This is a genomic window from Duganella sp. OV510, from assembly GCF_900100205.1.
GTDB lineage: Bacteria > Pseudomonadota > Gammaproteobacteria > Burkholderiales > Burkholderiaceae_D > Rugamonas.
Map to the genome: position 1 here is coordinate 1,263,281 of NZ_FNEQ01000001.1, position 22,153 is coordinate 1,285,433.

The following is a 22,153-nucleotide window of genomic DNA, read 5'->3' on the forward strand; positions in this document are numbered from 1 at the left end:
GGCCAAGGCCACTCAACAAGAGGGCCGAACCTGATATTTTACGCGAAAATGCGTCTAACGAGGGGAAAAAGATGCGATACGGGGAGCCAGAGGCTCCCCGCAGGTCTTACTTTTTGGCTGGCGCCGGGGCCGAACCGGCGCCGCCGGTGCCCTTGAAGTACTTGAAGAAGTCCGAGCTGGAATCCAGCACCATCACGTCGCCATGGTTCTTGAAGGTGGCGCGATAGGCTTCCAGGCTGCGGTAGAACTTGTAGAACTCCGGATTGCGGCCAAACGCTTCGGCGTAGATGGCCGACGCCTTGGCATCGCCCTCACCGCGAATCTGCTCGGCGTCGCGATAGGCTTCCGCCAGGATCACCGAACGCTGACGGTCAGCATCGGCGCGGATCTTTTCAGATTCCGCCGAACCGGTCGAACGCAGTTCGTTGGCCACGCGGGTACGCTCGGCCTTCATGCGCTCATACACCGAGGTGTTGATCTGCTCAACGTATTCAACCCGCTTCAGACGCACGTCGATGATCTCGACGCCGATCTGCGCGGCCTCGTTGACCACCTTGGTGCGGATGCCCTCCATCACCTTGCCGCGCTGGCCGGAGATCACTTCGGCGACGGTGCGCTTGGTGATTTCCTCGTTCAGCGCCGCCTTGATGATTTGCGACATGCGGTCACGCGCGCGGCTTTCATCGCCGCCGAAGGTCACGTAGTACAGCTTCGGCTGGTTCTCGTTGCGGCCGATGCGCCATTTGACGAAGCTGTCCACCAGGATGTTCATCTTCTCGGCGGTGATGAAGCGCTCGGCGTCCGGCGATTCGATCGTCATGATGCGGTTATCCAGGAAAACCACATTCTGGAATGGCGGCGGCAACTTGAAGTGCAGGCCCGGCTCGCGGATGACTTCCTTGATCTGGCCCAGTGCGAACACGATCGCATATTTGCGCTGGTCGACCACAAACACGGTCGACGACAGCAACATCAGCGCGATGAACGCCAGGACAACGGTACTAGCTATGCGATTCATTAACGGCTCTCCCGGTCACGAGACGTATCACGCGAGCGCGGATCGCGCTGGCGGTTGACTTCCACCGACGGCATCAGCTCCGACGGCAGCGTGGTGCTGGTGGCAGGCAGGCCACCGGCAGCCTGGGCGGCGCGGGCCGCTGCGGCTTGCGCGTCGGTGGCCGCAGCCTGGGCGATCAGCTTGTCCAGCGGCAGGTACAGCAGGTTGCTGCCCGACTTGGCATCCACCATGACCTTGGACGTGCTGGAGAAGATCTGCTGCATGGTCTCCAGGTACAGACGGTCGCGGGTCACGCCCGGCGCCTTCTGGTACTCGACCAGCACCTGCTTGAAGCGCGAGGCGTTACCAGTGGCGTTTTCCACCACCATCGAGCGATAGCCCTCGGCTTCCTGCATCAGGCGCGATGCGGTACCGCGCGCTTTCGGAATCACGTCGTTGGCGTAAGCCTGGCCTTCGTTCTTCTGGCGCTCGCGGTCCTGGCCCGCCTTGACGGCATCGTCAAACGCGATCTGCACCTGCTCCGGTGGCTGCACTGCCTGCAGCGTCACGTTCGACACCAGCACGCCCGAGGCGTAGCGGTCGAGGATCTGCTGCATCAGCTGCTGGGTTTCAAAGGCGACCTTGTCGCGGCCTTCGTACAGCACGAAGTCCATCTTGTTCTTGCCGACGATTTCGCGGATCGAGGTTTCAGCGACCTGTCGGACGGTGTCTTCCTCATCGCGGTTGTTCATCAGCCACGCGACCGGATCTTTCAGCTTGAACTGCACGGCGAACTGGATGTCGATGATGTTCTCGTCATCGGTCAGCATCAGCGATTCGCGCGCCTGCTTGTTCTTGATATTGCCGCGATAGCCGATTTCCACCATGCGCATCTGCGAAACCTTGACGGTCTCGTTGCTCTGGAATGGATACGGCCAGCGCCAGTTGAAACCGGAGCCGGTGGTGTGGCTGACTTTACCAAAGGTATAGACGATGCCGGTCTGGCCCTCTTGCACGATGAACGAGCCGCTGGCGAGCCAGATCAGCGCGACCACCGCGCCGACCGCGCCAGCCGTGGCGCGAATGCCGCCGGAGAAGTCGGGACGATTGCCGCCACCGCCATCGCCGCCGTTATCGCCGCCGTTGTTGTTATTGTTGTTGGGGCGCTTCTTCTGCCCGAACAGATTATTGAGGCGATTATTGAAATCGCGCCAGAGTTGTTCCATGTCTGGCGGTCCGCCCTCGCCGGGCTTCTTGCCTTCATTGGCTTGCGGCTTGTCGTCCTTGCCCCATCGCGGGTCGTTCAGCGACAGCTTCAAGCCGAGTCGTTTCATAAGTGAGGAGACACGCATTAGTGTGATCCAACGTCAAGGTGGGTGGAATTGCTCTCTACTTCTCGTTCTTCTTCTGGGTCCTGGTCGACCTGGTACGGCTGCTGCAGGCGCGCGCCTGGCGCGTCCTTGGCCCATTCGGTGATGGCGCCGCGCAGCAAGTCGAGTCCCTCGCCAGTGCGGGCACTGAGGAAGACCCGGGAAATCTTATCATACTCATCCCGCTCGACCGACGGTTGCAGGTCCGCCGCATCGATCTTGTTCCACACCAGAATCTGCGGAATATGATCGGCGCCGATTTCCTTCAACACCAGGTTGACCTGCTCGATCTGCTCCATGCGCACTGGCGACGCGGCGTCGACCACGTGCAGCAGCAGATCGGCGTGGATGGTCTCCTCCAGCGTGGCACGGAACGCCGCCACCAGCTGGTGCGGCAGTTCGCGCACGAAGCCGACCGTATCGGACAGCACCACGTTGCCGACTTCCTCACCCATGTAGACACGGCGCGAGGTCGTGTCCAGCGTGGCGAACAGCTGGTCGGCAGCATACACGCCGGCCTTGGTCACCGCGTTGAACAGGGTCGATTTGCCGGCATTGGTATAGCCGACCAGCGAAATCGAGAAAGTCTGGGTACGGTTGCGTGAACGGCGCTGTGTCTCGTGCTGCTTGCGCAGCTTGGACAGACGCGCACGCAGTGCCTTGACGCGTTCGCCGATCAGGCGGCGGTCGGTCTCCAGCTGCGTTTCACCAGGACCGCGCAAGCCGATACCGCCCTTCTGGCGCTCAAGGTGAGTCCAGCCGCGTATCAATCGGGTAGCCAGGTGCTGCAACTGCGCCAGCTCAACCTGCAGCTTGCCCTCGTGGCTCTTGGCACGCTGGGCGAAGATATCCAGAATGAGGCTGGTCCGGTCCAGCACCCGGATGTTCAGGCGCTTTTCCAGATTGCGTTGCTGTGCCGGTGACAGCGCGTGATTGAAGATGACGATTTCGATGCCATCCGCCAGCACAGCCTGACCGATTTCGTCGGCCTTGCCGCTGCCAACGAAATAGGCTGCATCCGGGGCGGAGCGTTTTGCCGTGATCACCGTCACAGGTTCCGCGCCTGCCGAACGGGCCAGCAGGTTCAGTTCCTCGACGCTGGCGGCAAAGTCGCCCTGGCCGAAATCAATACCGACTAAAGCGGCGCGCATACGACGGTCACGCTAGGTGAAAAGAAACGATGCGGCAATGCTTATTCCGCTTCGTTTTCAATATTGAGGTTGACGGCACGGGCCGGTACCACGGTGGAGATGGCGTGCTTGTAGACCATCTGGGTCACGGTGTTACGCAGCAAAACCACGTACTGGTCGAACGATTCGATATGGCCTTGCAGCTTGATGCCGTTGACCAGATAGATCGAGACGGGAACGTGCTCTTTACGCAAAGCGTTCAGGAATGGGTCTTGTAACAGTTGCCCTTTATTGCTCATAACAGCTCCATTTTATGTTGTTGTGTTGGAAGTGGAGGCGAAACGCTTGACTTCAAGGTCGTGGCCCAGCGAAAAGTCTATAAAAGTCAAACTATTTTCGCTGAAACACCGCTCGCCACGTCTAAAGTGGTGCTTCTAAGCCACTGTAACCTGTTTTTGTTTTTTTTGCAGGGTGTTCCTGCAAAAAAACGCATTATTTTCCGGAAGTTTTTGCGAACGGATTTTTACCGGTACGCAGTTCGATACGCAGTGGCGTGCCTACCAGGTTGAACGTCTCGCGGAAGTGCTTTTCCAGGAAACGCTTGTACGGTTCGGCGATCGCATCGAGCGCATTGCCGTGGATCACGATGACCGGCGGATTCATGCCGCCCTGGTGCGCATAACGCAGCTTCGGACGGATCGAACCCTTGCGGCGCGGCTCCTGCTTCTCCACCGCTTCGATCAGCGCGCGGGTCAGCTTCGGCGTCGACAGGTCGGCGAACGCGGCCGCATAAGCCTGGTCCAGCGACTTCATCAGCGGGCCTATGCCCTGCGCCTTCAGCGCCGAGATGAAGTGCATCTTGGCGAAGCCGAGGAAGTCCAGCTTGCGGTCGATGTCGATCTTGATCTCGTCGCGCTGCCACGATTCCAGGCCGTCCCACTTGTTGACGGCAATGACCAGCGCGCGGCCGGTTTCCAGCACGAAGCCGGCGATGTGGGCGTCCTGCTCGGAGATGTCCTGCTGCGCGTCCAGCATCAGCACCACGACGTTGGCTTCCGAGATCGATTGCAGCGTCTTCACCACCGAGAACTTCTCGATGGCTTCAAACACCTTGCCGCGGCGGCGGATGCCGGCGGTGTCGATCAGCGTGTACTTCTTGCCGTCGCGCTCAAACGGAATCTCGATCGAGTCGCGGGTGGTGCCCGGCATGTCGAAGGCGATCACGCGTTCTTCGCCGACCAGGGTATTGATCAGCGTCGACTTGCCGACGTTCGGACGGCCCACCAGCGCGATCTTGACGCCACGGTCGGTCGGCTCCAGCTCTTCGGGATCTTCCGGACGCTTTTCAAACGCCGTGTCCAGCGCCAGGTCGACCAGGTCGGCCACGCCATCGCCGTGTGCCGACGAAATGACAGCCGGTTCGCCCATGCCCAGTTCATAGAAGTCCGCCACCACTGCGTTGTAGCGCATGCCCTCGGCCTTGTTCACCACCAGGATCACCGGACGGCCGCTCTTGCGCAGGAAGTCGGTGATGGTCTTGTCGTGCGGCGTCAGGCCCTGGCGGCCGTCGACCAGGAAGATGACGATGTCAGCTTCGGCCACGGCCTGCTTGGTCTGCTTGGCCATTTGATAGAGGATGCCTTCCTTGGCCACCGGCTCGAAGCCGCCAGTGTCAATAACCAGGAAGGGACGTTCGCCGACACGGCCCTCGCCATAGTGACGATCGCGCGTCAACCCAGGCAAGTCCGCCACCAGCGCATCGCGCGAGCGGGTCAGACGATTGAACAAGGTCGATTTCCCTACATTGGGTCGACCCACTAGTGCGATTACCGGCTTCATTTTATTATTCGACCGCCAGAGCGGTCACAGTCCCTGATTGGGTTTGGAAAATCAAATTCGTGCCAGCGATGACAGGATCAGCGTTGATTGCGCTGCCGTCGGTCGCCACACGACCAATAAATGCGCCATCTTCCCGCGACAGGAAGTGGATGTAACCCTGGTAGTCGCCCACCGCCACCGCGCGTCCATAGGACACGGGAGTGGACAGCACGCGATACGACAGCTTGTCGTTCTTCCAGGCGTTAGCGCCGTTTTCACGGCTATAGGCCGATACTGCGCCTTTGTCGTCAGAGACGAATACGAAACGCTGGTCCACCGCCACGCCCTTGTCGGAGGACGTCGCCTTGCTCCAGTGCGGTGCGCCGGTGGTGGCGTCGAAGCAGGCCACGCGGCCCTGGTACGACACGGCGCAGACATCTTTTTCATACACCACCGGGGCGCCGGCGATGTCGGTCACGCGTTCCAGCTCGGTGGCGCCGCGCGGTTCGCCGACCACTACTTCAAAGCGCTGCAGGCCGCCGGCGGTGTTCAGCACCAGCAGCTTGCCGCCCGGCTGGGCGACATAGGCGTTCTGGCCGCTGATCACCATGCCCGGCGCGTTGCGCAAGGTCAGCGCTGGCGTGGTGCGCGCCACATTCCATTTTTTGGCGCCGGTCTTGGCGTCATAGCCGGAGATCATATTGTCGACGCTGCGCACCACCACTAGGCCATTGCCGGCTTCCGGCGACGACAGCACTTCACTGGTCGCCTGCGCCTTCCACAGCTGCTTGCCGTTGTTGTCGTAGGCGAGGATCTGGCCCTTGACGCCACCGACGACGACCACTTCGCCATCGGTGCCCACACCGGCGGTCAGGTCGGTGCCCGTCTTGACGCGCCAGATTTCCTTGCCAGTGGCGGCGTTCAGGCGCACCAGTGCGCCGTCGGCATCAGCCACGTACACGCTGTCGCCGGCGAAAGCTGGCGTGAACACCGCGCTGCCGGATTTGCCGACCGAGTATTTCCACACCACTTTCGGCGTCAGCGACGCGTCCTTCAGTTCCACCAGCGTTGCTGGCTGGTTCTTGCTTTCTTTCGATCCGAACAAGGAACAACCGGCCAACATCGCAAACACGCTTGCTGCAACTACTTTTTCGGTAATACGCATAATTTTATAAACCTTGATCGTTACGTGTCGATTACGCCGCGCCTTTTTCAGCAGGCACGCTGCCGCCGATAGCTTCCAGTTTCATCTGGATCAGCTGACGGCCCGGGTTCTTCTTGTCGGTGGCATTGTATGCCGCCTCGTAAGCGCTGCGGGCTTCGGCCAGCTTGTTCTGCGCGGCCAGGATGTCGCCCTTGCGGTCGGCGGCAGCGCCGGCGAATTGTGCCGGCAGATTGCCTTCCAGCGCCTTCAGTGCTTCAGGGTAGGCTTTCTCGTCCAGCAGCACACCGGCCAGGCGGATCTTGGCCACCGCCTTGAACTCGTCGGCACCGTGGTCAGCAGCCCATTGCAGCTGGGCCTTGGCCGATTTCAGGTCGTTGGCGTCGAAGGCGCTCTTGGCAGCCACCAGCGCGGCCATCGGCGCGTAGGCGGTGCTGGCGTATTTGCTTTGCATGTCGCCAGCGGCGCGCAGCACCTTGGCATTGTCCTTGGCTTCCACGGCCGCCTGCAGCTCGGCATACAGCGCCGACGCTTCACCAGCCTGGCCGCGCTCGCGGTTCTGCCAATAGGTCCAGCCGGCGTAGGAAGCCAGTACAGCGATCAGCACCCAGGTCGTCAGGTTGCCGTACTTGTCCCACCACGCTTTGAGGGACGCGAGTTGTTCTTGTTCTTCAAGATCGTATGCCATGGTATTCGTCTGCCGTTATAGTTGAATGGAATGCTTAGTGATTGCTTAGTGATTGCAGTGCTCGTCGTGCACATGGTGGTGATGATCGCCGCTATCGGTGATCTGGTCCACTACAAAATCCACCACGTCGTCGAACGGCACGGTGGTTTGCTGCTGTTCGCCCTCGGCCGCGCGCATCGCTTTGACGGCAGCGGTGTTGTTGGCCACTTCGTCTTCCCCGATGATGACGGCGAAAGCGGCACCGCTGCCGTCGGCCTTCTTCATCTGCGACTTGAAGCTGCCAGGACCGGCGGCGGTGGAACCGTGCATGATCACGTCCAGGCCGGCGTCGCGCAGGCGCTCGCCCAGCACGAAGGCTTGCAGCTGAGCCGCTTCGCCCTGGTGCACCAGATAGACGTCGCACTGGTTAGGCGCGTCCGGCTCGCCGGCTTCCTTCATCAGCTCCAGCAGGCGCTCGATGCCCATGGCGAAACCGACGGCAGGCGTCGGCTTGCCGCCGAACGAGGCGATCAGCGGATCGTAACGGCCGCCGGCGCACACGGTGCCTTGCGAGCCCAGTGCATCGGTGACCCATTCGAACACGGTGCGGTTGTAGTAATCCAGGCCGCGCACCAGGCGGGTGTTGATCACGTACTGCACGTTGGCGTGGTCGAGGATCTTGCGCACGCCGTTGAAGTGGGCCAGCGACTCCTCGCCCAGGTAGTCCATCAGCTTTGGCGCGGCGTTGACCATGTCCTGCATCGCCGGGTTCTTGGTGTCCAGGATGCGCAGCGGGTTGCTGTGCAGGCGGCGCTTGGCTTCGGCGTCAAGGATGTCTTCGTGCTTTTCCAGGTAGGCGATCAGATCGACGCGGTGGCGCGCACGCTCTTCGGCGTCACCAATCGAGTTGATCTCCAGGCGGATCTCCGGCAGGCCCAGGTCATCCCACAGGCGACGGCACATGATGATCATTTCCGCGTCCACGTCCGGGCCGCTGAAGCCGACGGCCTCGCAACCGAACTGGTAGAACTGGCGATAGCGGCCGCGCTGCGGACGCTCGTGGCGGAACATCGGGCCGGTGTACCACAGGCGTTTCGGGCCTTCGTAGACCAGGTTGTGTTCGATGACGGCGCGCACCGCACCGGCCGTGCCTTCAGGGCGCAGCGTCAACTGGTCGCCGTTCATCGAATCTTCGAAGGAGTACATTTCCTTTTCGACGATGTCGGTCACGGCGCCAATGGCGCGCTTGAACAGCGCGGTGTCTTCCACGATCGGCGTGCGGATCTGCTGGAAGCCATAGCTTTGCACCACCGATTGCGCGGTGTTCTCGAACAGCTGCCACAGGTGCGAGTCCTGCGGCAGGATGTCGTTCATGCCTTTGACGGCTGTTATTTTTTCAGATTTGGACATAGTGTTCTTCAATGCGTTTACTGTAGTTCTTCTTCACGTAATTCAGTACGATTTCCTGGAATTCATCAACGATGCGCTCACCGCGCAGGGTCGCGAATTTCGCGCCGTCGACAAACACCGGCGCCGCCGGCGATTCACCGGTGCCCGGCAGGCTGATGCCGATGTTGGCGTGCTTCGATTCGCCCGGACCGTTGACGATGCAGCCCATCACGGCCACGTTCATCGCTTCCACGCCCGGATAGGTCTTTTTCCACTCCGGCATCTGCTCGCGCAGGAAAGTCTGGATGTTATCCGCCAGCTCCTGGAAGGTGGTCGACGTGGTGCGGCCGCAGCCTGGGCACGCGATCACCATCGGCGTGAACTTGCGCAGGCCCATGGTTTGCAGAATCTCCTGGCCGACCACCACTTCCCTGGTGCGGTCGCCGCCTGGTTCCGGCGTCAGCGAAATACGGATGGTGTCGCCGATGCCCTCTTGCAGCAGCACCGACAGCGCCGCCGTCGAAGCGACGATGCCCTTGCTGCCCATGCCCGCTTCGGTCAGACCCAGGTGCAGCGGGTAGTCGCAGCGCTTGCCCAATTCGCGGTACACGGCGATCAGATCCTGCACGCCCGAGACCTTGCACGACAGGATGATCTTGTCGCGGCCCAGGCCCAGTTCTTCGGCGCGCTGCGCGTTTTCGATGGCCGAGGTAATCAGCGCTTCATACATCACCTGCTGCGCGGTCCATGGATTTGCGCGCACGGCGTTTTCGTCCATGATGCGCGCCAACAGCGCCTGATCCAGGCTGCCCCAGTTGACGCCGATGCGCACCGGCTTGTCGTAGCGCGCCGCTACTTCGATCATCTGCGCAAATTGCGAGTCGCGCTTGGCGCCCTTGCCGACATTGCCCGGATTGATGCGGTACTTGGACAGCGCCTTGGCGCATTCCGGATAATCGTTCAGCAGCGTGTGGCCGTTGTAATGGAAGTCGCCGACCAGCGGCACATCGACTTCCATCTTGTCCAGCTGTTCGCGGATGTAAGGCACCGCCTCGGCGGCTTCCGGACGGTCGACGGTCAGGCGCACCAGTTCCGAACCGGCACGCGCCAGGTCGCGGATCTGGATCGCGGTCTCGATGGCGTTGGCGGTGTCGGTGTTGGTCATCGACTGCACCACCACCGGGGCGTCACCGCCCACCCAGATTTTGCGCTCGCCGTGCGAGATCAACACCCGGCGGCTGGCGCGGCGATCCGTTGGTCCCGATGGAATAGCAGTTTGCGTCATGATTCTTTAACTCTGTTTGCTTACTTAATATTTACGCGCGAAATCGTCCCGCCCGGGATATTCGGCAACGGCAGCGGCGCACCTGCCAGCGTGGCTTGCACGCCGCCTGGTTTGCCGACGATCAGCAGCGCCGGGTCCTTGATATCAAAGGTCTCGGTGCTGCCGGCTTTCACCAGCCGCGAAATCAGCGGCGTCGTGCCTGGGCGGCGGATTTCCACCCACGAATCCTCGGTCACTTTCAGCACCAGCTGGTGGCCGACACCGTTGGCCGTGGCCGACACCGTCGGCGCTGGCGCTGGCGCTGGCGCTGGCGCCGGGGCAGCGGCGGCCGGCGCCGCTACTGGCGCTGCCGCCACCGGGGCCGGCGCCGGAGCTGGCGTAGGCACCGGCGGCGTCACCGTCGCAGGCGGCGATACTGCGGCCGGCGCTGGCGTCGGTTCAACGCCCTGCACTGCCGACGTCGCGCCAGGCTCATTTTGCGCCGGCACCGAAATCAGCGGCACATTCTGCTGCTGCATCGCCGTATTCTCTTCGCCCGGCTTGACCAGCGTGGTCTCGATCGGCGGTGTGGCTTCAGCCGTCTTGACCTCTTCCGCCTTGCGCTCGAACAGCGAGGCCGGGATCATGCCGTTCTGGTAGGCATAGGCAGCCGCGCCACCCACGACCACCACCGCCACCAGGCCGGCCATCCAGCCGGACGTGCCCGACGAGCGCTCCGTCATCGACGGGAAGCGCGACTCGGAAAACGCGCCGGACAAATCCTTGCGTGGCGCCATCACCTCGGGGCTGGTGGGCGGCTCGACTTCAATCATCGCGACCAGCGGCGCCGCATCCATCTTCAATACCTTGGCGTAAGCACGGACGAAACCGCGCGTCACCGCCATGTTCGGGAGCGCGGCGTAGTCGCCGGCTTCCAATGCCTTCACCTGGCGCACGGCCAGTTTCAGTTGATCCGCAATCTGTTCAGCCGTCCAGCCCATCGCCTCACGCTGCGCTGCCAGCAACGCGCCGGGCGTAGCCTTGCCGGTACTGCCCTGTTCCTTCGGCGCTTCTGCCCACTCAGAATTCATTGGTATCCCTGTCTCACTCATCAAACGCCCCACGTTGATAAGCAGCATATTCGGCCGATCCGGCGTGGTGGCGGCGCAATTGCGTCGCCCAGCCAGCTTCCGCATCCGTATCGCCCAGCTTATGCTGCACCTTAATCGCGAGCCACAGCACATCGGCCGTCAGGCTCTCCATCTTTGCCACCTTGTTCAAGCGGGAGATAAAGAAATTGGCGCGCACATAATCGCCTTTTTCAACATACACCCGCGCCAGATTGGCGTTAGTGGCCGGCAGGTCGGGCGTCAACTGCAAGGCTTGCAGCAGATAACGCTCCGCGCTGGCGTAATCCTTGATCTTCAATGCGCAAGAACCGGCGTTGTTCGCGGCACTGGCCGGCGAACGGTAGGCACGGTTATTCAGGGCCGCATCAAACAGCGGCAACGCTTCCTTGACCCGGCCAAGCTGGCACAGGAAGGAACCGTAGTTGTTCGCCAGTTCCGGGCTGTCCGGCGCCAGCTTGCGGGCGCGGACGAAGTTGTCTTCGGCCAGGGCGTGCTCGCCCAGCTGCTGGTAAATCAGGCCGCGCATGCCGTAGGCGTCAGCGTGGTTCGGATCGGCCGCCAGCGCCAGCTTGACTTCATCCAGCGCCACCGTGTACTGGCCCTGCTGGAAGTAGCCGATGGCCAGCTGCATGCGGATATCCACCTTGCGCTGCGCTGCCGTCTGGTCCGAGGCGGTGGTCAGTTCGGCCTTGCCGCTCTGCCCTGTTCCCGGCGAGGCACAGCCGGCCAGCGCCCCTGCCGCGCACAAGGCGACGAGACTGAGCCGGCTCCGCTGCGCCAGGAAGGTCATCAGGAATGGATCTCCACGATCTTGCCGAAATTGGCGCCAAACTTTTGCTGATACTCGGCCATCTTTTCCATGCGCTGCTGAACCTTGGTACGGTCCTGCACTTCGCCGGCAAGCTGGCCGCAGGCGGCGTCGATATCGTCGCCACGGGTTTTGCGGATGGTGGTGACGAGGCCGGCATCCAGCAGGATTTGCGCGAAGGCCTTGATGCGCGGGTTCTTCGAGCGCAGCAGGCCCGATTCCGGGAATGGGTTGAACGGAATCAGGTTGAATTTGCAGTTGACGCCGAATTCACGATCCTGCACCAGCGCGATCAGTTCGCGTGCGTGCTCGTCGCTGTCGTTGACGCCATCCAGCATGCAGTATTCGAAGGTGATGAAGTCGCGCGGCGCGAATTCCAGATAGCGCTTGCAGGCTGCCATCAGTTCCTTCAGCGGATACTTCTTGTTCAGCGGGATCAGGCCGTTGCGCAGCTCGTCGTTCGAGGCGTGCAGCGAGACCGCCAGCGCCACCGGCACTTCTTGCGACAGCTTGTCGATCATCGGCACCACGCCCGAGGTGGACAAGGTCACGCGGCGGCGCGACAGGCCGTAGGCGTTATCGTCCAGCATCAGCTTCAGCGCAGTGGCGGTCGGCTCGAAATTCAGCAGCGGCTCGCCCATGCCCATCATCACCACGTTGGTGATCTGGCGTTCGCCTTTCGGGCCGGGCTCGATGCCCTTGGTGCGGCGCAGTTCGAATTCCGCCATCCACAACTGGCCGATGATTTCACCGACGCTCAGGTTGCGGCTGAAGCCCTGCTTGCCGGTCGAGCAGAAGCGGCAGTTGACGGCGCAGCCAGCCTGGGTGGAAATGCACAGCGTGCCGCGATTCTCTTCCGGAATGAACACGGTTTCGACCGCGTTGCCATTGCCAACATCGACCAGCCATTTGCGTGTGCCGTCGGTGGACGTATGGTCGCTGATAATGGCCGGGGCGACGATCTGTGCGCGGGTTCTCAGTTTGTCGCGCAGCGACTTGGCCAGGTCCGTCATGGCGTCGAAATCCGACGCGCCGAATTGATGGATCCAGCGTTGCAGTTGCTTGGCGCGGAACGGCTTCTCCCCCAACTCGGCGCAATACGCGATGAGCTGCGCGGGATCGAAGTCCAGCAGGTTGGTCAGAGGAGCGTTCATAGTCAGTTCTCTACTTGTCATTTATCCCGTTTCCGCACCGCAGTGCGGAAACGGAATCCTTACAATTACTTACCGAAGAAGTAAGCGATTTCTACAGCAGCAGCTTCCACAGCGTCGGAGCCGTGGACTGCGTTGGCGTCGATCGAGTCAGCGAAGTCAGCACGGATGGTGCCCTTGTCGGCTTTCTTAGGATCGGTAGCGCCCATCAGTTCGCGGTTTTTCAGGACGGCGTTTTCGCCTTCCAGCGCCTGGATCATGACTGGACCGGAGACCATGAAGTCCACCAGATCCTTGAAGAAACCGCGCTCTTTGTGCGCAGCGTAGAAGCCTTCAGCTTCTTCACGCGACAGTTGCTTCATTTGAGCGGCAACGATCTTCAGGCCAGCTTCTTCGAAGCGGGTGTAGATTTTGCCGATCACGTTTTTTGCAACTGCGTCTGGTTTGATGATCGACAGGGTGCGTTCGATTGCCATTTTGAAAAACTCCAATAAAAAGAAAGGTTTAAAACGAAATTGATAATCCAATCAACCTTTGATTTTACCATAGAACACCTCATATTCCAGAATAACGGCCGTATATACGCTTGCAATACAGCCATAACCACCGGCATTAAGCCTGTTTAAGCCCGGATTAAGTGCTTTTCTGGCATGTTTTTACTTATTCTTACCCTGGCGTGCTATGCTTTTACCAAAGTAGTTCTGAAAATCCTTTACTGGAGGCAATATGATCAACATGCAAAAAACTTACGACCTGGCTGGTAGTCGCCAGGCCGTGCAGCACCGTGTGCTGCGTAATACTTACTGGCTGCTGGCCCTGTCGATGGTGCCAACCGTCCTCGGCGCAGCCATCGGCGTGTCGCTGCACCTGCCGCTGGGCGGCGGCATGATGGCGCTGCTGTTCCTGGCGGTCGCCTTCGGTTTCATCTGGGCGATTGAGAAGAACAAGGATTCCGGCCTGGGCGTCGCCCTGCTGCTGGGCTTCACCTTCTTCATGGGCCTGATGCTGACGCCGCTGCTGTCGCGGATACTCGGCTTCGCCAACGGCGGCTTCCTGATCATGACCGCGTTTGGCGGCACGGCAGCAGTGTTCGCAGTGCTGGCCTCGGTGGCAACGGTATCGAAGCGCGATTTCTCGGGCATGGGCACCTGGCTGTTCGCAGGCGTGATCATCCTGATGCTGGCGTCGATCGCCAACATCTTCCTGCACATCCCGGCGCTGGCGATCGTGATCTCGGTGGTCGCGATTGGTATCTTCTCGGCCTACATCCTGTACGACGTGCAGCAGATCATCAACGGCGGCGAGACCAACTACATCCGCGCCACGCTGAGCCTGTACCTGGACGTGTACAACATCTTCACCCACCTGCTGTCGCTGCTGGGCATCTTCGGCGGCGACCGCGACTAAGCGCTCCCCGCCCCAACAAAAAAGCCGGCTTCACAGCCGGCTTTTTTATGCCTGCCCGATTACTGCAGATCGAACACCGCCATCGATTCGACGTGCGAGGTGTGCGGGAACATATTGACCACGCCAGCCTTGTCCAGCTTGTAGCCGGCAAGGTTGACCAGCAAACTGGCGTCGCGCGCCAGCGTCGATGGACTGCAGGAGACGTAGACGATGCGCTTCGGCAGGAATTCCGGGTGGGTCGCGCGCAGCTTGCCCAGCGCTTCGCACAAGGTCATGGCGCCGTCGCGCGGCGGATCGATCAGCATGCGGTCGAACTTGCCCAGCGCGACCAGGTCCTCAGGCGTCACCTCAAACAGGTTGCGGTTGTAGAAGGTGGTCTTGCCATCCAGGCCGTTGGCCTTGGCGTTGCTCAGCGAGCGGTCGGTCAGCGACTCGCTGCCTTCGATGCCGACCACTTCGCGCGCCAGCGTCGCCAGCGGCAGCGTGAAATTGCCCAGGCCGCAGAACAGGTCGGCCACGCGGTCTTCCGGCTGCACGTCCAGCAGGCGCAGCGCCTTGTGCACCAGCACGCGGTTGATGTGGTGGTTGACCTGGGTGAAGTCGACCGGCTTGAACGGCATGCGCACGCCGTATTCCGGCAGCAGGTAGTGCAACTGCGGTTCCAGCGGGTAGAACGGTGCGGCGGTTTCCGGGCCCTTGGTCTGCAGCCAGAACTGCACCTTGTATTGGTCGGCGAAGGCCTTGAGCCTGGTTTCGTCGTCGGCGGTCAGCGCGTCCATGATGCGCAGCACCAGCACGGTGACGTCTTCGCCGATGGCCAGTTCGATCTGCGGGATCTGGTTGAACAGCGTCAGCGAACCGATCAGTGCGCGCAGCGGCAGCAGCATGTCCGACACGTGCGGCGGCAGGATCTGGCAGCTCTTGATGTCAGCCACGAAGACCGAGCGTTTCTCCTTGAAGCCGACCAGCACCGTGCCTTTTTTCTCGACCCAGCGCACCGACAGACGGGCGCGGTAACGATAGCCCCAGGTCGGGCCATACATCGGGCGCATGATGTTGTCGGCGCTGACTTTGCCGATGTGCCACAGGTTATCTTCCAGCACGCGCTGCTTGATGGCGACCTGCGCGCTCGGCTCCAGGTGCTGCATCGAGCAGCCGCCGCAGTAGTCGAAGTGTTCGCACTTCGGCTTGACGCGCATCGATGATTCGCGGTGCAGCGCGGTCATGCGTGCGGCTTCCCAGTTTTTCTTTTTCTTGAAGGTTTCAAAACTGACGCGCTCGCCAGGCAGCGCGCCTTCCACGAACACCACTTTGCCCGGCGTGCCGTCTTCATTTTCAATATGGCCGACGCCACGGGCGTCCATGTCGAGCGATTTGATGTCGATGGTATTTTCTTGCATAGCGTTCAATATTGGAAATAGCGCGGCCGCCCGCGTGCAGGGCCGACATGATACCAGAACAGGCAGGAACTACAGCAGCGAATCGCGGACCACGCCACGCGCGGCCATCGCGCGCTTGAGCTTGACCAGCGCTTCCTGCTGGATCTGGCGCACCCGCTCACGCGTCACGCCCATCTCTTCTGCCAGCGTTTCCAGCGTGGCCGGATCGTCGTTGTCGAGGCCGAAGCGGCGCATGATGACGATGCGCTGCTTGTCCGGCAGCTTGGTCAGCCAGTCGCGCACCAGCACCGTCATTTCGTGATGCTCGGCGCGGGCATCGGGACTGTCGTCGCTGTCGCCGGGCAGCATGTCCATCAGCGACGATTGCGGATCATTGTCCAGCGGTGCATCCAGCGAGGTGGCGTGTTCGGACAGCGCCAGGATGTCCTGCACCTCCTCCACCGGCCGGCCGACCAGCTCGGCGATATCCTCGGCGGTGGCGTCCTTGCCGTTGTGATGCTGCGCTTCCAGATGGTATTTGCCGCGCAGGATCTGGTTCAGCTCGCGCACCATGTGCACCGGCAGCCGCACCGTGCGCGCCTGGTTCATGATGGCGCGCTCGATGCTCTGGCGTATCCACCAGGTCGCATAGGTCGAGAAGCGGAAACCGCGCTCCGGCTCGAACTTGTCGATGGCGCGCATCAGGCCGATGTTGCCTTCTTCGATCATGTCCAGCAGCACCACGCCACGGTTGATGTAGTGCTTGGCAATCGACACCACCAGCCGCAGGTTGTGCTCGATCATCGTCTGCCGGGCACTGAAATCGCCAGCCTTGGCCAGCGTGGCGTAGTGGACTTCCTGCGGCGCGGTCAGCAGCGGCCGGGTGCCGATCTGGTTCAGGTAGTGCTGGGTGGTGTCGGTGGACAGCTCGGCAGCCAGCACTTTCTTCAGCTCGTCGACAGTTTCCAGCACCGCGCCGGATTCCGGCAGGGCGTCGTCGTCGGCATCATCGGCGCCGTCCATTGCGACCTCATCGCTCGCATCATCCCGGAAATCCTCCGGGAGCGCGTCATCATCCATCTGATCGTGCGGCGTCGAGGTCATGGCTTTACATGGCTCAGCTAGCGGTTAGGCAGGAAACGGGATGGGTCCACCGGTTTGCCCTGCTGCCGTATTTCAAAGTGCAGCTTGACGGAGTCGGTATCGGAATCACCCATTTCCGCAATCATCTGTCCCTTGTTCACGCTCTGCCCTTCCTTCACCAGGATGGTCCGGTTATGCGCGTACGCGGACAACAAATTATTACTGTGCTTCACAATAACGAGATTACCATATCCACGGATGCCGCTACCGGCGTACATCACTTTTCCTGCACCGGCCGCCACGACCTGCTGGCCAGCCTTGCCGGCGATATCCACGCCCTTGTTCTTGCCCTCGTCGAAGGTGGCGACCACCTTGCCTTCCGCCGGCCACACCCAGCTCAGGCTGGCGTCGTCGGCAGCCATGGCGGGCGCCGCTGGCGCGGCCGGAGGTGGCGCTGGACGCGCGGCTGCTGCTGCGACCGGCGCCGGGGCGGACGCGGCCGCAGCCGCGCCGTCCTTGCCGTTGTCGGCGCGCTGCAACTCAGCCAGGTTGGCGTCGGTGTACGGTTTCTTCTCGCCTTTCGGGCTGGTTTTCTTGACCACCGGCGCCGCTGGCGGCGTCTTGTCGGATGGCGGCATGACAATCGCGGCGGTTTCCACGCCCGGGCTGTTCGGCGCGCTATCCGGCGGCAGCACGCGCAGCACCTGGTCGACCTTGATATCGTTCGGGTTGGACAGGTTGTTCCACACCACCAGGTCGCGGTAATTCTGGCCGAATTCCAGCGCGATGCGGATCAGCGTATCGCCTTTCTTGACGGTATACAGGCCACGCTCTTCGCGGGCGATCTGCGCCGTTTCGCTCGGCGTCGCGGGTTTGACTGCTGGCGTAATCGGACGGTCGATCACCGGCGCCTGGTTGGGGGTAGTCTGGCAGGCGCTCAATACTAAGAGCGCCAGGCCCATGGCGAGCACATTGCTTTTATTCGTCATTCTCATCTTCATCTAGTGGTACGGGCGCGATCAGACAACGCCCGGACGCAAGGGCACAAAGTGGCAGTCTTCCAGCGTTTCGCTGGTCCACTCCTGCTTGCCGATGCGCGTAATCAGTTCCAAATGCTGCGTCTGGCCACCTACCGGTGCGACCAGGCGGCCGCCGATCGCCAGCTGGTCCAGCAGCGCTTGCGGCACCTCCATTCCGGCCGCGGCCAGAATGATACCGTCAAACGGGGCCGCTTGCGGCAGCCCAAGCATACCATCTCCGTAGTGCAGACGCAGGTTCGGCACGCGCAGCGGCCGCAGATTCGACTTGGCCAGCTCGTGCAGCGGCTTGATGCGCTCGATGGAATACACTTCCTGCGCCACGCAGGCCAGCACCGCTGCCTGGTAGCCGCAGCCGGTGCCGATCTCCAGCACGCGCCGCAATTGGCCGCCATTGCGCATCACTTCGATCATGCGGGCGACAATGTAGGGCTGGGAAATGGTCTGGTGATGGCCGATCGGCAGCGAGGCGTCGACATAGGCTTGCGGCGCCAGCCCCTCGTCCATGAACATATGGCGCGGCACCGTGTCCATCGCGCCCAGCACCACCTGATCCTTGACGCCCTGTTTGGCGATCCGCTGCACCATGGCGCGGCGCACGCCGTCCGACACCAGCGCGCTCTGGCGCTGCGCTTGCTGCGGCACGGCGTGGGCGCGCTCCATGGCAGAACTATGCGACTTGGACGGCGCCGCCACCGCGCGCGGCGCCGGATATTGCGGTGGCGCGTAGCGCGCGGCGTTCTGGGTGGCGGTTTGCGGTGTTGCCACCGGCTTGAATACCGTTGCCTTCCTGGCCCCCTGATCGACTACCGAGGACAGCGGCAAAGGAAAGGTACGGTTTTTTTCGGTCATGCCAAGGCCTTTGCCAATGCATTGAGTTGGGTGGTGTGGGTGAGGTCGATCTGCAGCGGCGTGATCGAAGTCTTGCCGCTGGCGCAGGCGTTGAAGTCAGTGCCCTCGCCGGCGTCCTTGCAGGCGCCCGGCGGGCCGATCCAGTAGATATCCCGGCCACGCGGGTCCTGGGCCCGGATCACCGGCTCGGACTGGTGGCGCCGCCCCAGCCGGGTGGCGACCACGTCATTAAGCTGCTCATAAGGACGGTTGGGTATATTCACGTTCAGCAGGTAGGGATGGGGCAGCGTTGCATAATAGCGCTGGACGATGTCACGCGCATGACGCGCGGCGTCGTCGATATGCTCCCAGCCGTAGGCACCCTGCGAAAAAGCGATGGCAGGAATGCCAAACAGATAACCTTCAGTGGCGGCAGCGACGGTGCCGGAATACAGCGTGTCATCCCCCATATTCGGGCCGTTGTTGATGCCGGACACCACCAGGTCCGGGCGGTAATCCAGCAGCGCGGTCAGCGCAATATGCACGCAATCGCTGGGCGTGCCATTGACAAAATAAAAACCATTGCTGGCCTGCTGGACGGACAAAGGACGGTCCAGCGACAGGGAATTGGACGCGCCCGAGCGGTTGCTGTCCGGCGCCACCACCACGATCTCGGCGATCGTAGCCAGCGCGTTGGCCAGCGCATTGATACCGGGCGCCAGGTAGCCGTCGTCATTGCTTATCAGGATTCTCATTCAAAGGATTTTACCTGAAGCAATGGCTGGACTGCGCATGCCGACCGCCCGCTTTCGTATTAATTTTTGTCAACGTGGTGTGTTGCGGCTGCCGGACAGGTGGCCGTCCAGCGCCAGCAGATCGTCGGGCTTGCGCGACCAGCGGCTGTTGGCCGGGGCGCCGTGGCGGTGCGCCGGCCGCAACAGCGCATCGCCGTAATCGTCCATCGAGGCATCCTGATGCAATTCCGGCACCAGTGGCGCCTCATCGGCTGGCACGCCCAGTTGCAACTGGACATCAATTAGTTGCTCCCGCGCATCTCGGGTATCCGCATGCTCCGGCCCCAGCCGCCGTAAATTGGCTTTCAGCACTGCGTCCAGCAAGTTGCGCGCCGAACCAAGTTCTTGCATTTGAAGCAAGGTACACGCCAGCGCGGTCTTGGCGCGCAAGGTTTCCGCGTGCTCGGCGCCCAGCAAGCGCTTGCGCGCGGCCAGCACCTGCTCCTGCGCGCCACGGGCCAGTTCGATCTCGCCGCGTTGCAGCAGCATGCCGGCATGCGCCGCCCTGGCGGACAGGCTCAGCAGGTGATCCGGTCCCAGCAGGCGCAGATAGGTATCCAGCACGCCGTCCTGTAAGGCCAGCGCTTCGGCTATGCGCCCCAGCTGCGCCAGCGTGGCAGCCAGGCTGGCGCGCGCGTCCAGCGTATCGACATGCACCTCGCCCAGCATGCGCTGGCGGGCGTCGACGATGCACTCATCCAGAAACAAGGCCTCATCGAGCCGGCCTTGCTTGCGCAGGGCGTGCGCCAGATTGGCCTTGCTGAGCAGCGTGTCGGGATGGTCCTCTCCCAGGCCGCGCTGGCGCAGCGACAGGCTTTCCTCGAAACTGGCCAGCGCTTGCCGCCAACGGCCCTCGCGGCGATATAGTTCGCCCAGCGCGTTGAGATCACGTGCCAGCGGCGCCGACACCGCCCGCGCTACCGCGCCGCCCTCCTCCAGCGCCCGGCGGGCCTCGCTGATGGCGGTTTGCAGCCGGATTTCGCCGAGCGACTGCCAAGGGAAATAGCCCGGCGCCAGCCAGGCCAGCAGCGACTCAAAGGTACGGGTCAGCGAAAAGCGGTCGCCCTCGCCGTGGTCCTGCCGCACCGCTACCTGTTCGCCATAGGCCAGTGCACGCGTCTGTTGCAGCTGCACCTCGTCGAAATAGCTTTCCAGCGACATCTGCTGCATGCCATAGCTATCGCGCAGCACCTCCTCGAAGCCGGACTGGTAGCCGGCAATCTGTTGCGAAGGATCACCGCGCCGCCATTGGGCGCGTTGCGCGCTGTCATCCATTTCCATACGTGACGGCAAGGGATACACCATCAGCGGCCGCTGCTCGTCCTCATGGCTGCGGCGATAGGTGGTGGCGCGCTGGACCAGCGCCTGCACACCGTCCAGGCTTTGCCGGTTGGGCGTGAACACCAGCACCAGCTTGCGCGGGAGCAGAGTCGTGCAGATGCCGGCGACATCGGTGCGGCCCGTGCGCGAATCCACCAGCACATAGCGGAAATGCCGCGACATGCGCTCGGCAAAGCAGCGGAACAGCGCCGGGCAGCTGTGGAACAGCGTTTCCCACTCCATCGCCGCCAACCGTTCCGGAAAAGTATCGTCGAGCCGGCCGGCGCGCATCAGGTATAGCTGGCTGGCCTCGTCGACGCGGCTGACGTACTGCTCCCAATTAACGGCGGCCAGCACCTCATGCGCCAGCGCCTCGTCGTCCGGCGCTGCGGCGCCATGGCGGAGGCGCTGGACCTGTTCGTGGCAAGCCTCGAAAAACTCCAGCACGCCGGGCTTGTGATCTTGCGGATGTTCAAAATAGTGGTGCAAGCCCGGCGCCTCCAGGTCCCAGTCAATCATCAGCACGGGTGTGGTGGCGTTCTGCTGTCGCGCCAGCAACACCGCTATATTGGAGAGTGCCATCGTGCGACCCGTGCCGCCCTTGTATGAATAGAAAGTAATGACTTCGCCGGCGCAGCTCAGCGGCGGTAGTGGCAGGGAAGTGGGTTCCATGGCAAACCTTTAGCGTGGAAAGTGTGGAGGAGGAATGGCACGCCATTCGGGCGGAATCTCCGGCAGCACGAAACGGCTGCAGTCATGCCCCGGCGGCGTACTCTGTTTTAGATAGTGGTAATGCTCGGCGATGCGGTGGACGATTTTCTCGATGTCCGGAATGAAATCCGGGTTGGCCTTGAGGTCGCCGCTAGCCAGCGTGTAGCGGGAAAAGTCCACATACATGCCCGGTCCGGTGATTTGCGGCGGCAGGCTGACCGGGTGGCGGGTCATGATGACGGGGATGATGAGGTGGCTGGGCAAGGTGTACCAGTGCTTGCGCTCCTCCTCAATGAGTTGCATTGCTGCAAACTCGCGACGAGTGTAGCCGTGGGCCTCGTATTTAGGTGTATAGATGACAATCATGCAGACGCTCTCGCACAAGGCGCGTGCGATCTTGCTATCGAGGTCGTCGCCGCCCGCGAGTTGCTCGCTATCAATAAACAGCTCGTTCTCATTATCGAAGTGTGGTTCAAGATAGCACTTCAAGGCCTCGACCAGGTCGTTCTTGAACTTGCTCATATAAGCATGCTGGCCATGCGCATAACTGAAAAAACAGCCGTGACGGATAGTCATGATATCCCCCTTCATTTAACCAACTCTAACAAGCATTTCTGCGAACACTTTGCGCCAGAACAAACGCGCGACAGTCTGAACTTTGCGCAAACGGCTGGCGTTTTCCGGTAAGATAAAAATATAACGAGC

The 22,153-nt window shown here is 61.7% G+C and carries 21 protein-coding genes; 1 reads left to right on the plus strand and 20 read right to left on the minus strand.

All coding sequences use genetic code 11. The annotated features are described in order from the left end of the window. Positions 1 to 106: 106 nt before the first annotated feature. From hflC to ndk, 13 genes are all read right to left on the minus strand, one after another. Complete coding sequence (hflC, locus tag BLS51_RS05910; RefSeq protein WP_090176727.1) at positions 107 to 1,018, minus strand: protease modulator HflC; 912 nt, start codon at positions 1,016 to 1,018, stop codon at positions 107 to 109. Then, positions 1,018 to 2,331 (minus strand): FtsH protease activity modulator HflK, encoded by a 1,314-nt coding sequence (gene hflK / locus BLS51_RS05915; RefSeq protein WP_229207373.1) that lies wholly within the window; start codon positions 2,329 to 2,331, stop codon positions 1,018 to 1,020. The genes hflC and hflK overlap by 1 nt, the downstream gene beginning before the upstream one ends. Before the next feature lie 17 nt (positions 2,332 to 2,348). Further along, entirely contained in the window at positions 2,349 to 3,518 is a 1,170-nt protein-coding gene (hflX, locus tag BLS51_RS05920) for a GTPase HflX (protein WP_090176719.1), read from the minus strand. Between the two features lie 41 nt (positions 3,519 to 3,559). Continuing rightward, the gene (gene hfq / locus BLS51_RS05925) at positions 3,560 to 3,796 is read right to left on the minus strand and encodes an RNA chaperone Hfq (protein ID WP_072780809.1); all 237 of its coding nucleotides are present in this window, start codon (positions 3,794 to 3,796) and stop codon (positions 3,560 to 3,562) included. Between the two features lie 193 nt (positions 3,797 to 3,989). After that, positions 3,990 to 5,336 carry a ribosome biogenesis GTPase Der gene (gene der / locus BLS51_RS05930; RefSeq protein ID WP_090176716.1) on the minus strand — a complete coding sequence of 449 codons (1,347 nt, stop codon included), beginning with the start codon at positions 5,334 to 5,336 and terminating at the stop codon, positions 3,990 to 3,992. A gap of 4 nt (positions 5,337 to 5,340) precedes the next feature. Continuing rightward, positions 5,341 to 6,480, minus strand: coding sequence for an outer membrane protein assembly factor BamB (gene bamB, locus BLS51_RS05935; RefSeq protein WP_090176713.1), 1,140 nt, complete (start codon positions 6,478 to 6,480; stop codon positions 5,341 to 5,343). Positions 6,481 to 6,511: 31 nt separating this feature from the next. Then, positions 6,512 to 7,165: a YfgM family protein gene (locus BLS51_RS05940; protein ID WP_090176708.1), complete on the minus strand. Its 654-nt coding sequence runs from the start codon at positions 7,163 to 7,165 to the stop codon at positions 6,512 to 6,514. A gap of 45 nt (positions 7,166 to 7,210) precedes the next feature. After that, a complete protein-coding gene (gene hisS, locus BLS51_RS05945) occupies positions 7,211 to 8,554 on the minus strand; it encodes a histidine--tRNA ligase (RefSeq protein WP_090176704.1) in 1,344 nt (447 codons plus the stop codon). Continuing rightward, on the minus strand, positions 8,541 to 9,818 hold the full coding sequence (ispG, locus tag BLS51_RS05950) for a flavodoxin-dependent (E)-4-hydroxy-3-methylbut-2-enyl-diphosphate synthase (protein WP_090176700.1): 1,278 nt from the start codon (positions 9,816 to 9,818) through the stop codon (positions 8,541 to 8,543). Before ispG ends, hisS begins: the two co-directional genes overlap by 14 nt. A 20-nt stretch (positions 9,819 to 9,838) precedes the next feature. After that, positions 9,839 to 10,888 carry a RodZ domain-containing protein gene (locus BLS51_RS05955; protein WP_090176696.1) on the minus strand — a complete coding sequence of 350 codons (1,050 nt, stop codon included), beginning with the start codon at positions 10,886 to 10,888 and terminating at the stop codon, positions 9,839 to 9,841. 13 nt (positions 10,889 to 10,901) lie between these two features. Next, positions 10,902 to 11,717 carry a type IV pilus biogenesis/stability protein PilW gene (gene pilW / locus BLS51_RS05960; protein ID WP_090176692.1) on the minus strand — a complete coding sequence of 272 codons (816 nt, stop codon included), beginning with the start codon at positions 11,715 to 11,717 and terminating at the stop codon, positions 10,902 to 10,904. After that, entirely contained in the window at positions 11,717 to 12,889 is a 1,173-nt protein-coding gene (rlmN, locus tag BLS51_RS05965; protein WP_090176689.1) for a dual-specificity RNA methyltransferase RlmN, read from the minus strand. Before rlmN ends, pilW begins: the two co-directional genes overlap by 1 nt. A gap of 65 nt (positions 12,890 to 12,954) precedes the next feature. Beyond that, on the minus strand, positions 12,955 to 13,362 hold the full coding sequence (ndk, locus tag BLS51_RS05970) for a nucleoside-diphosphate kinase (protein ID WP_072780823.1): 408 nt from the start codon (positions 13,360 to 13,362) through the stop codon (positions 12,955 to 12,957). A gap of 250 nt (positions 13,363 to 13,612) precedes the next feature. On the opposite strand from ndk, the gene BLS51_RS05975 reads away from it, so the two are divergent. Then, a complete protein-coding gene (locus BLS51_RS05975; RefSeq protein WP_090176686.1) occupies positions 13,613 to 14,293 on the plus strand; it encodes a Bax inhibitor-1/YccA family protein in 681 nt (226 codons plus the stop codon). Between the two features lie 59 nt (positions 14,294 to 14,352). Here the strand turns inward: BLS51_RS05975 and rlmD are convergent, their stop codons facing one another. The 7 genes from rlmD to BLS51_RS06010 all read right to left on the minus strand — a co-directional run bounded on the left by rlmD (position 14,353) and on the right by BLS51_RS06010 (position 22,024). Then, positions 14,353 to 15,693, minus strand: a complete 1,341-nt coding sequence (rlmD, locus tag BLS51_RS05980; protein WP_090176684.1) for a 23S rRNA (uracil(1939)-C(5))-methyltransferase RlmD — start codon at positions 15,691 to 15,693, stop codon at positions 14,353 to 14,355. A 69-nt stretch (positions 15,694 to 15,762) separates the two neighbouring features. Continuing rightward, positions 15,763 to 16,776, minus strand: a complete 1,014-nt coding sequence (rpoS, locus tag BLS51_RS05985) for an RNA polymerase sigma factor RpoS (protein ID WP_090176681.1) — start codon at positions 16,774 to 16,776, stop codon at positions 15,763 to 15,765. Between the two features lie 17 nt (positions 16,777 to 16,793). Further along, positions 16,794 to 17,744, minus strand: a complete 951-nt coding sequence (locus BLS51_RS05990) for a peptidoglycan DD-metalloendopeptidase family protein (RefSeq protein ID WP_090176678.1) — start codon at positions 17,742 to 17,744, stop codon at positions 16,794 to 16,796. A 30-nt stretch (positions 17,745 to 17,774) separates the two neighbouring features. After that, the gene (locus BLS51_RS05995) at positions 17,775 to 18,644 is read right to left on the minus strand and encodes a protein-L-isoaspartate(D-aspartate) O-methyltransferase (RefSeq protein ID WP_090176675.1); all 870 of its coding nucleotides are present in this window, start codon (positions 18,642 to 18,644) and stop codon (positions 17,775 to 17,777) included. Then, positions 18,641 to 19,378, minus strand: a complete 738-nt coding sequence (surE, locus tag BLS51_RS06000) for a 5'/3'-nucleotidase SurE (RefSeq protein ID WP_090176672.1) — start codon at positions 19,376 to 19,378, stop codon at positions 18,641 to 18,643. The genes BLS51_RS05995 and surE overlap by 4 nt, the downstream gene beginning before the upstream one ends. A gap of 69 nt (positions 19,379 to 19,447) precedes the next feature. Beyond that, entirely contained in the window at positions 19,448 to 21,409 is a 1,962-nt protein-coding gene (locus tag BLS51_RS06005) for a KGGVGR-motif variant AAA ATPase (RefSeq protein WP_090176668.1), read from the minus strand. Positions 21,410 to 21,418: 9 nt separating this feature from the next. After that, positions 21,419 to 22,024 (minus strand): toll/interleukin-1 receptor domain-containing protein, encoded by a 606-nt coding sequence (locus BLS51_RS06010; protein ID WP_090180530.1) that lies wholly within the window; start codon positions 22,022 to 22,024, stop codon positions 21,419 to 21,421. Between the last annotated feature and the right edge of the window lie 129 nt (positions 22,025 to 22,153).